At 41.7% G+C, this 6,577-nt stretch carries 8 protein-coding genes; all 8 read left to right on the forward strand.

Annotated elements, in window-relative coordinates:
* Positions 1-29 precede the first annotated feature (29 nt).
* The 8 genes from ED652_RS12875 (at position 30) to ED652_RS12910 (ending at position 6,517) form a co-directional block, all read left to right on the forward strand.
* Complete coding sequence (locus ED652_RS12875) at positions 30-1,040, forward strand: D-cysteine desulfhydrase (RefSeq protein WP_122055090.1); 1,011 nt, start codon at positions 30-32, stop codon at positions 1,038-1,040.
* A gap of 108 nt (positions 1,041-1,148) precedes the next feature.
* Positions 1,149-2,138, forward strand: a complete 990-nt coding sequence (gene dctP / locus ED652_RS12880) for a TRAP transporter substrate-binding protein DctP (protein ID WP_122055091.1) — start codon at positions 1,149-1,151, stop codon at positions 2,136-2,138.
* A 10-nt stretch (positions 2,139-2,148) separates the two neighbouring features.
* Positions 2,149-2,682, forward strand: a complete 534-nt coding sequence (locus tag ED652_RS12885; RefSeq protein WP_122055092.1) for a TRAP transporter small permease — start codon at positions 2,149-2,151, stop codon at positions 2,680-2,682.
* Between the two features lie 3 nt (positions 2,683-2,685).
* Positions 2,686-3,990 carry a TRAP transporter large permease gene (locus tag ED652_RS12890; protein ID WP_122055093.1) on the forward strand — a complete coding sequence of 435 codons (1,305 nt, stop codon included), beginning with the start codon at positions 2,686-2,688 and terminating at the stop codon, positions 3,988-3,990.
* 5 nt (positions 3,991-3,995) lie between these two features.
* A complete protein-coding gene (locus ED652_RS12895; protein ID WP_254051695.1) occupies positions 3,996-4,736 on the forward strand; it encodes an alpha/beta fold hydrolase in 741 nt (246 codons plus the stop codon).
* Positions 4,737-5,187: 451 nt separating this feature from the next.
* Positions 5,188-5,679, forward strand: coding sequence for a GNAT family N-acetyltransferase (locus ED652_RS12900; protein ID WP_122055094.1), 492 nt, complete (start codon positions 5,188-5,190; stop codon positions 5,677-5,679).
* Between the two features lie 98 nt (positions 5,680-5,777).
* Entirely contained in the window at positions 5,778-6,134 is a 357-nt protein-coding gene (locus tag ED652_RS12905; protein ID WP_017082412.1) for a DUF6404 family protein, read from the forward strand.
* A gap of 59 nt (positions 6,135-6,193) precedes the next feature.
* Positions 6,194-6,517, forward strand: coding sequence for a hypothetical protein (locus tag ED652_RS12910; protein ID WP_102442418.1), 324 nt, complete (start codon positions 6,194-6,196; stop codon positions 6,515-6,517).
* The last annotated feature ends 60 nt before the right edge of the window (positions 6,518-6,577 follow it).

The raw sequence follows: 6,577 nt of genomic DNA on the forward strand, positions 1-6,577 counted from the left end.
ACGAGTTAAACATTGATCGGAGAATAAAAATGCATTTAGCGCGATACCCTCGTTTAAACTTTGCGCACTTAAACACACCATTAGAGTTGATGGAAAACTTGAGTGTAGCGTTGAACGGACCAAAGATCTGGATTAAGAGGGATGATTGTACAGGCCTTGCCGGTGGTGGTAACAAAACACGGAAATTAGAGTTTTTGATGGCTGACGCTGTTGAGCAAGGTGCAGATATTATCATTACCCAAGGTGCGACTCAGTCTAATCATGCACGTCAAACCGCAGCGATAGCGACAAAACTCAATATGGATTGTTTGATTTTGCTCGAAGACCGCACTGGGAGTGATGATCCTGACTATAAATTCAACGGCAACGTTATGTTGGACCAACTTTTCAATGCTCAATTATCCAAGTACCCAGGGGGTACTGACATGAACATAGCGATGGAAAGCGTTGCATCAAAACTGCGTGCACAAGGTAAGAAACCTTACATCATACCTGGCGGTGGTTCTAATCATATTGGCGCGCTTGGTTACGTAGATTGTGCGTTAGAAATTTTAAAACAAAGCAATGATCGCAGCTTAAAGGTTGATCATGTCGTTCATGCCACAGGCAGTGCTGGAACACAAGCTGGCTTGGTGACGGGGTTTGCGATGACCAATAGCCATATCCCAGTTCTCGGCATTGGCGTGCGAGTTGATAAAGCGACACAAGAAAGCAACGTGTTCAGGATTGCTCAACGTACTGCTCTCCACTTGGGTGCACCCTATGCAGTTAAACGAGAAGATGTTGTGGCTAACTGTGATTATGTTGGTGAGGGGTACGGGATTCCTGCCCCCTCAACGATTGAAGCTATCAACATGTTCTCTCGCTTAGAGGGAATTTTGCTCGACCCCGTGTATTCAGGTAAAGGTGCTGCCGGTCTTATCGATCTTATTCGAAACGGCCACTTTAAAAAAGGAGAGAATGTCGTGTTTGTGCACACTGGTGGCGCTCAGGCCCTGTTTGGCTATCGAGACTGTTTCGACTTACCAAATTATGATTAACCCTCGAGGAATGGTGCTTTGTATCTGTCCTTCTAAAAAATTGTTGCTGATAGATGAATTTCACTAATAGTAACACTAAATTATTTTAATGCTGTAAATGGAGATTACATGAAAATTTCAATCAAACTTGCCAGTTTAATTATTGGTGGACTCCTATCTTTAAACGCAATGAGTAAAGAAGTGATTCGACTTTCTACCTATGTTAATGAATCAGACATTCGGTATGAAGGATTCAAAAAATTTGCAGAATTGGCGGAAGAGAAATCTAACGGGAGTTTGAACGTAAAAATATATCCATCATCCACCTTGCATGGCTGGAGTGAAGGGGTAGATGCGATTCAAGGTGGTGTAACGGATATCAGTTGGATTAGTGCTGACAATAGACTTTCATGCTATCGAGTGACCTCGTTGTATCCGTCAGCCGTGGACTTGAATGGTCAGTTAAAAATGGATTCCAAATACCGTGAACTGATTATTCCAGAGGCAAATAAAAACGGGTTAGTTCCTCTTATCAACTCTAATTATTCGTATGATCAAGAATGGTGGTTCAATAAAGAGATCCATTCTTTCGAGGAGTTTTCAAATCTAAACGGAAAATTGGTACGTTCAATTGGACCATTAGTGAGCCAAATAATAGAAGGTTGGGGAGGCAAGCCAGTCTTCATTTCTCCAAAAGAAGTGTTCCAGTCGGCAGAAAGAGGTGTTGTTGACGGCATTAATATGGGGGTGGCAACTTACAGCTCATGGAAGCTTTGGAATGTGATGCCACACATGGTTGATGCGGGAATATTTTACGGTAACATTATGTATATGATGAATAAAGAGCGATTTGATTCACTGTCCAAAAGTGACCAACAAGCCCTAATGGATGCAGCGGAAGAGACAGAAGCTTGGCTCAAGCCAAGATATGAAGAGTGGGTCGATGCACGAATTGAAGAAGCTAAAAAAGAGGGTGGCACTGTATTGGAGTTAACCTCAGAGCAGAAGTTGAATTTGGTTTCTGGCATCGCCAAATCCTGGGAAATCGAGGTGGTTAAAGGTTGTGGGACTAAACTTTCAAGCCAGATGAAAGATCTGTTTGCTGAGAACTCACTCTAGGGTAGAAACTATGAAAGGTAGATTCAGAAAAGTTTTGGACATTTCGACGAGTGCATTGTTGTGCTGTGGTGGTTTAATCGTACTTATCCAAGCTCTCTGGATTACCTATGGCGTGTTCATGAGATATGTAATAGGTAATCCTGATGGAATGGTGACAGAGGCGACCGCTTTGATGTTGGTACCATTGGCCTTTGTTGGTCTCTCATACGCACACAAGGCAGATGCATTTCCCAAGGTTACGATCTTCGTTGATCAACTTTCGAAAGGGAAAAGAGAAAACCTCGCAATTTTAAACAGTGCGTTGATCATGTTTATTTCTGTTTTCTTTACTTTAGCTGCATACAAAGGTCTGTCTAAATCCTACGTTTCGCTTGCCGCTTCAGAGATACTTTTATGGCCAAAATATTATTTTTGGGCAGGGGTGTTTGTCTCATTACTTAATCTGTCTTTGATTTCTATTTTAAAATTTTATGACTCGATAGTGCATAAATTTGAGTTTGTTTGTGAGAAATCTCCTACGCCTCAAAATAAGCACGGGGAATAATGTATGCTTGATTGGTACGAAGTAGGGCTCGGATTAATGGGGCTATTGATTTTATTTATTGTGTTAGGCTTGCCCATCCCTTTTGCGTTGGCGGGGGCTTCGATCCCGTTTCTTCTTTCAATACAGTCTTTTTCTACAACGCTTGTGACTGCAGAGCTAAAAATGTGGGGGGTTTGGGTAGACTATGTTCTGTTGTCCGTACCATTATTCGTCCTCTTAGGGGAGCTGATAGGGCGGTCTAATATAGGTCCCAATTTATATTGGTTTATGCACAGTAAAGTGCCGATTACAGGCTCCGCAGCATACGGGAGCGTGGGCGCATGTGCTGGATTTGGTGCGGTATGTGGCTCTAGTATGGTGGGTTCATTGACTATTGGTGGTGTTGCTCTTCCTGCAATGTTAGATCTTGGCTACGACAAAAAACTTGCTAGTGGGGTGCTTGCGGCTGGTGGCACGCTCAGCGTATTACTACCGCCAAGCTTGATACTTCTTTTCTACGGGATAGTGACCGATCAGTCTATCGGACAATTGTTTATTGCGGGCGTTGTACCGGGCTTAATTTTGGTTTCCTTTTTCTTTCTTATCATCAAAGGGTGGAGTGTCTTACAAAAAGGATCAGTACCAGGGGCAGATGACAGTGAAAGCATACCTTGGGGGCTAGCATTGAGCGCGATAATTCCAGTGATGGTTATCGGTCTTATTATTACAGTTTCTATCTATGCGGGAATCGCGACCCCTACTGAAGCGGCAGGTGTCTCTTGTGTGATTACCTTGCTACTTGCTATGACTGTTGGGGGCATGGATCTCAAAGGGTTCTTTGAATCAATCAAAGCCACCATGAAGACGATGGGTTATTTGGGCCTATTACTTTCTTCTGGTGTGCTTTTTGGTTTTGTGATGACTTACTATCAAGTGCCACAAGAGTTCACTAGCTTGTTTACTTCTCTGGAACTATCGCCATACACGACGCTTGCACTGATTATTTTGTTCTACATTATTTTAGGCATGTTTTTAGAGCCTGTTTCGATGACATTCATCACTCTGCCAACCTTGTTTCCTCTGATTCAAGCTTCAGGTTTTGACTTGATTTGGTTCGGCGTCATTTACACAATAACAATGGAAGTCGCTGTATTGACTCCTCCTGTTGGCCTAAATTTGTATGTTATTCAATCTATTGAGAAAGATCGTCTGACTATTGTCGATGTCATTAAAGGTTGCTTGCCTTTCATTGGTGCTCTCATATTTTTGATTGTATTGATGGTTATCTTTCCTCAGCTTGCCGTGTGGCTACCAAATGTTATGGGGTAATGTGAATGAACGTTAATGTACCACTGGTGATGATCCATGGATTTTTAAGTGGCCCAGAATATTGGAGTGCTCAAGTACCGTTTTTAGAGAAAAACATGCAAGTAGTCCCTGTTTGTTTGAAAGGCTTTGGTGATCGTTCTGATGAGACAGCTTTTGAGACGATTCAAGAGATGGCCCAAGATGTCATGTCACAACTTGCGCTGCTTGGAATAAAGCGTTTTCACCTAATAGGGCATTCAATGGGAGGAATGGTCGCCCAGCTGATTGGGCATAAATGGGCTGAACAAGTCCTCAGTTTGACCTTGTACGGAACAGGGCCGAAAGGCGATTTGCCTGGTAGGTTTGAACCATTACAAGAGAGCATCAAGAATGCATCCTCTTTTACCTATGGCGACAGCAAACAGAGGGCTGTGTCTAGTTGGTTTAAAAGTGAATTAGCACCTCAGGTACTCAAGCAATCGATGCAACTTGCAGACAAGGTTTCGTTTCAGTCCTATCTAAACGGACTCATCGCAATGAACAGTTGGAATGGTGAATCCTATGTCTCTCAATACAGAATGCCAGTATTAATTATATGGGCGGACTCAGATAAAACTTATACATGGGATGAGCAGGTATCAGTATTGTGGAAGGGTATTGAGCACAGTTATCTGTGTATCATTAACGATTGTGCGCACAATGCCCACATTGAGAAACCATTGCACTTCAACGTAGCTTTTGGGGAGTTTTTACAAAGCGTTGGTTAGCTTCTTTGCTAGAAGTTCAAAGGGAGCAGGAAAGGTGACCTTCAGCGGGAACATTTTGAGTACTTTATTTGCAGCTTATATCCAAACGAAAAGCCGACAATCATGTCGGTTTTTTTTGCAAATCCGGTAGAGGTTATATCAACGATCACGTCATCCATAATTTACTAACCATCACGCCTCATACAGATCTAGGCCAACAATCTTTGTTTGGATGAAGAAGTACATGAGGGAAATGATAAGTAATACACACATTCACATAATTTCTGCATTCAATTTTAGCTATACGGAATACTTCTGCTTTTCGTCATGTATGATGCGGTTATATTGATAAGATACTGTTATTAAATGAGTTATTTAACTAAGTATGAGATGGTTAAATTATTAGACAGAAATGCTCTAGTGATAAAAATCATAATTATTCAGTTTAATAACTGCTGTGCTTGGAGAGGAAATGGTCAGGGAAGCGACAAAAGACGACTGTGTAAAATTAGCGGCATTGTCCATTAAAGTCTGGCTAGACACATATGCGAGAGAAGGGGTCAAAACTGAATACGCGGAGTATGTCTTGTCTACTTTCACGGCAGCCTACTTCTTTGAAATATTGAATACCACTAAATATCGTGTGTTTGTAAGTGAAGAAAATGAGGTTATTCAAGGCTACGTAATGGTTAACCTTGAATCGCACTACCAGACGTCTGGCAATGGCTTTGAAGTAGACAAACTTTATGTAGATAACATTTTCAAAGGTAAAGGGATAGGTCGAAAGCTTTTGAATGGAATCGAGAATCAGTTTGGTAATAAATATTGGCTGTACACGTGGGTAGAAAATGAATCGAATGGCTTTTATGAACATTTAGGTTTTAGTCGAATAGGTTTACTGACTTTTGAGTTCTCCGGAGCGTTGATAGAAAACAACGTGTATCAATCAGCCCACACACATTGAATCTAGTTAGTCCTTTAGTGGGTAACACTGAACAACCCTTCTCGATAAATCGTCGTATAGTCATAGAATTCAAGTGGCATAGGCATAGTGAGGTAAAGATGGAAAAGGCGAAATTCATTCAGCAGCACCTTATTGAAAAGGGTGTCCCTGCAGACCTAACGAGGCCAAATGCCTTTATTTGGTCAAAATATACTAACGTGTCTCAAACGCCTCTGGTGTTTCAATCGCTTCAAAAAGTATTCTTGACGTATGGATTATCGATGGCGGTAATTTGGGGGTCTTTGATGTGGATGTTTACTTGGCACTCAGAGCCCGAACATTGGAAAACTTACCTTATTTCATCTGCTATTTTCGGTTTCTTTATGGGGCTTGTTAATGCGTTCAGAATCGTCAAAGCACGAAAAAAATTGGGTGAGAAGAGTTGGGAAAATTGGTGTAAGAAAAACTACGGATAAGCGCAATAACAAGCAGTTAAAATGATTCGTAATGCTTGGCATTTAGGAGTTTGAATTAGATGTATAAACTAGAGATTTTCTGTACGCCTGAGCAACAAGATCTAGTTTTGAGCACCTTACATGAGTCGGGTGTCGATAGAATTGGAAACTATGATCACTGTTGGGCTATTGGTTCTGTTATCGGTTCTCACCGAGCTCTTGATGGCTCTGCGCCTGTGTTTGGATGCAACGGGAAAGTCGAAAACTACCCGTTATTAAAAGTTGAAATCAATGTGGCAAAGAGCCAAGTGAAACCAATCGTTGATCAGCTTAGAGTTTGTCTCGGCTGGGAAGAGCCTTTGGTCAATGTTTTCAAAGTTTGTAATTCGGAGTTTGCTCTTTGAGGGTAAGCGCTCCATAAAACCCGCATTCTAATCGCCTAGCGCGTAGAATATGATCAAGTC

Origin of the sequence: Vibrio sp. Evd11 (assembly GCF_900382755.1) — a bacterium.
Classification (GTDB): domain Bacteria; phylum Pseudomonadota; class Gammaproteobacteria; order Enterobacterales; family Vibrionaceae; genus Vibrio; species Vibrio lentus.